The following is a 3,446-nucleotide window of genomic DNA, read 5'->3' as shown; positions in this document are numbered from 1 at the left end:
CCCAGCTTGCCCACCAGGCTCATGACGTCGCGCTGCACGTTCGGCCAGCCGTTGGTGCTGCGCGCCACGAGGCCGTCGAACAGCGCCTGCTGGGTGGCACGCACGTTGGGCACCTGGGCGGCTTCGGTGCTACCCAGCTGGACCAGCGCGTTGGGCTCCTCGGCACCAGCGGCGACGATGCCCCGCGGGCGCGAGTACTTGAAGCTGCGGTTGACGATATCCACGCCGTTGGCCAGCAGCGCCGAGGCCAGGGTGTCACCGGCATGGCCCTGATAGTGCTGGCCGTTGAAGGTGAAGCCGAGCTTGCGCGAGCGATCGATACGCCCGCCCTCTGCGAGACGATTCGGCTGTGTCACGGACTTGCTCATGCCTGCTCCCCCTTGACCGATGCCACTGCGGCGTTGCTGGCGCCCACGGTCTGTTGTCCGCCGCTGGCGACCTGCACGTTGCCCTGGATTTCGCCACCCGCCAGGCTCTCGGCGGTGATGCGGGGCCGCTCGCCCATCTTGTAGGTTTCGAGAATCTCGTAGGTCACGGTATTGCGCGTGACGTTGAAGAACTTGCGACAGCCGACGGCGTGCACCCACAGCTCGTGGTGGATGCCGCGCGGGTTGTCACGGAAGAACAGGTAGTCGCCCCACTCCTCGTCGCTGCAGGCTTCGGGGTCCTTGGGGCGGACGATGTGCGCCTGTCCCTTGGGCCGGAACTCCTCTTCTTCACGGTGTTCGCCGCAGTAAGGGCAGTAGATCAGAAACATGGGAATGCCTCCTTAGTGAGCAACGCCGGCGGCGCCGTGCTCGTCGACGAGAGCCCCACTATGGAAGCGGAACATGGAGAAAGGCTCGGCGATGGGATGCATCTCGCCCTTGGCCAGGCTGGCGGCGAACACATGGCCCGAGCCCGGGGTGGCCTTGAAGCCACCGGTACCCCAGCCACAGTTGAAGAACAGGCCCTTCACCGGCGTGGCCGAGAGAATCGGGCAGGCGTCCGGACAGGTGTCGACGATGCCGCCCCACTGGCGGTTCATGCGCACCCGCGAGAAGATCGGAAACATCTCGACGATGGCCTGCAGGGTATGCTCGATGGTGGGATAGCTGCCGCGCTGGCCGTAGCCATTGTAACCGTCGATACCGGCACCGATGACCAGGTCGCCTTTGTCGGTCTGACTGATGTAGCCGTGCACGTGGTTGGACATCACCACGGTGTCGAGCACCGGCTTGAGCGGCTCGGAAACCAGCGCCTGAAGCGGATGCGACTCCAGCGGCAGGCGGAAACCGGCCATCTTCGCCAGCACGCCCGAGTTGCCCGCCGCCACGCAGCCGACGGTCTTGGCTTCGATGTCGCCGCGGTTGGTGTGCACGCCATAGACACGGCCATCGCGAATCTTGAAGCCGGTGACCTCGGTGTTCTGCAGCAGGTCGACGCCCAGCGCGTCGGCGGCGCGGGCAAAGCCCCAGGCCACGGCATCGTGGCGCGCCACGCCGGCGCGCGGCTGCCAGGAGGCGCCGAGAATCGGATAGCGGGCATTCTTCGAGCAGTCCATGATCGGCACGATCTCCTGGATCTGCTCGGGAGTGAGCACTTCACCGTCGATGCCGTTCAGGCGGTTGGCGTTGACCCGGCGCTGGATGTCACGCATGTCCTGCAGGGTGTGGCCCAGGTTCATGACCCCACGCTGGGAGAACATCACGTTGTAGTTGAGGTCCTGGGAGAGTCCCTCCCACAGCTTCATGGCGTGCTCGTAGAGCGCCGCGGCCTCGTCCCACAGATAGTTGGAGCGCACGATGGTGGTGTTGCGCGCGGTGTTGCCGCCGCCCAGCCAGCCCTTCTCGACCACCGCCACGTTCTTGATGCCGTGTTCCTTGGCCAGGTAGTAGGCGGTGGCCAGGCCGTGGCCGCCACCGCCGACGATGATTACGTCGTACTGCTTCTTGGGGGTGGGGTTGCGCCACTGGCGCTCCCAGTTCTCGTGGTGACTGAGGGCGTGCTTGGCCAGCCCGAATCCTGAATAGCGTTGCATCTCGTCTCTCCTCGACCGGCCCCGCAGAGGGGGCCGATTTCATACATTCAGGCGGTGGCGGTTTCTTCTACCGCGGCCGAAGCGGCGCCGTAGACCGGGTGCCGCTCGCACAGCTCGGCGACCTTGGTGCGTACCTCGGCCTCCACGGCATCGGTGTTGCCCTGCTCGGCCAGCACGTCGAGGATGTCGCAGATCCAGCCGGCCAGGGCCTCGCAGTCGGCCACTTCGAAGCCGCGCGAGGTTACCGCCGGGGTACCGATGCGCAGGCCGGACGTCACGAACGGGCTCTGCGGGTCGTTGGGCACGGCATTCTTGTTGACGGTGATGTGCGCCCGGCCCAGTGCCGCATCGGCGTCCTTGCCGGTCACGCCCTGACGAATCAGCGAAACCAGGAAGAGGTGGTCGTCGGTACCGCCGGAGACCACGTCGTAGCCGCGCTCGACGAAGACCTTGGCCATGGCCTGGGCGTTGTCGATCACGCGCTGCTGGTACTGCACGAAGGCCTGGCTCATGGCTTCCTTGAAGGCCACCGCCTTGGCCGCGATCACGTGCATCAGCGGACCGCCCTGCTGGCCGGGGAACACCGCGCCGTTGAGCTTCTTGTACAGCTCCGCATCGCCATGGGCGGAGATGATCAGGCCGCCGCGCGGGCCGCGCAGGGTCTTGTGGGTAGTGGTGGTAACCACGTGGGCGTGGGGCACCGGGCTCGGGTAGAGGCCGGCGGCAACCAGGCCCGCCACGTGGGCCATGTCCACCATCAGCCAGGCGCCGACTTCATCGGCGATGTTGCGGAAACGCCGCCAGTCGACCACACGGGAGTAGGCGGAGAAGCCGGCAATGATCATCTTGGGCTTGTGGCTGCGCGCCAGCCGCTCGACTTCTTCGTAGTCGATCTCACCGGTCTCGGGGTTCAGGCCGTACTGCACGGCGTGGTAGTGCTTGCCGGAGAAGTTGGGCGCCGCACCGTGGGTCAGGTGGCCGCCGTGGGCCAGGCTCATGCCGAGCACGGTGTCGCCGGGGCTGACCAGCGCCATGAAGACGGCGGCGTTGGCCTGGGCGCCGGAGTGGGGCTGCACGTTGGCATAGTCGGCGCCGAACAGATCGCAGGCACGCTCGATGGCGAGCTTCTCGACCACGTCGACGTGCTCGCAGCCACCGTAGTAGCGCTTGCCCGGGTAGCCTTCGGCGTACTTGTTGGTCAACTGGGTGCCCTGGGCCTCCATCACGGCCCGGCTGGCGTAGTTTTCGGAGGCGATCAGCTCGACGTGGGCCTCCTGACGGGCCACTTCATCGGCAATGGCGGCGGCAACCTGAGAATCGAATGCGGCGAGACCAACCTGGTTCATGACTGACTCCTGTTGTTGTCTGGTATCTGCTGTCTGGTATCGGCAGGGGTTGCCTCGAATCTATCGGCTACCTGCCCAGG

Annotated in this window: 4 protein-coding genes; all 4 read right to left on the bottom strand. The window is 66.1% G+C overall.

Annotated features, from left to right (window positions below; genetic code table 11):
- Window positions 1–368, bottom strand: a 368-nt coding sequence (locus B8115_RS03030; protein ID WP_010626274.1) for a 2Fe-2S iron-sulfur cluster-binding protein, incomplete at its 3' end; no start/stop codon positions are given.
- A complete protein-coding gene (locus tag B8115_RS03025; protein ID WP_010626273.1) occupies window positions 365–757 on the bottom strand; it encodes a sarcosine oxidase subunit delta in 393 nt (130 codons plus the stop codon). The genes B8115_RS03030 and B8115_RS03025, both read right to left, overlap by 4 nt.
- Before the next feature lie 12 nt (window positions 758–769).
- Window positions 770–2,020: a sarcosine oxidase subunit beta family protein gene (locus B8115_RS03020; RefSeq protein WP_010626272.1), complete on the bottom strand. Its 1,251-nt coding sequence runs from the start codon at window positions 2,018–2,020 to the stop codon at window positions 770–772.
- A 47-nt stretch (window positions 2,021–2,067) separates the two neighbouring features.
- A complete protein-coding gene (gene glyA / locus B8115_RS03015) occupies window positions 2,068–3,366 on the bottom strand; it encodes a serine hydroxymethyltransferase (protein WP_010626271.1) in 1,299 nt (432 codons plus the stop codon).
- Between the last annotated feature and the right edge of the window lie 80 nt (window positions 3,367–3,446).

Origin of the sequence: Halomonas sp. KM-1 (assembly GCF_000246875.1) — a bacterium.
Lineage (GTDB): Bacteria > Pseudomonadota > Gammaproteobacteria > Pseudomonadales > Halomonadaceae > Halomonas > Halomonas aerodenitrificans.
This window is presented reverse-complemented; position numbering and strand designations above follow the sequence as displayed.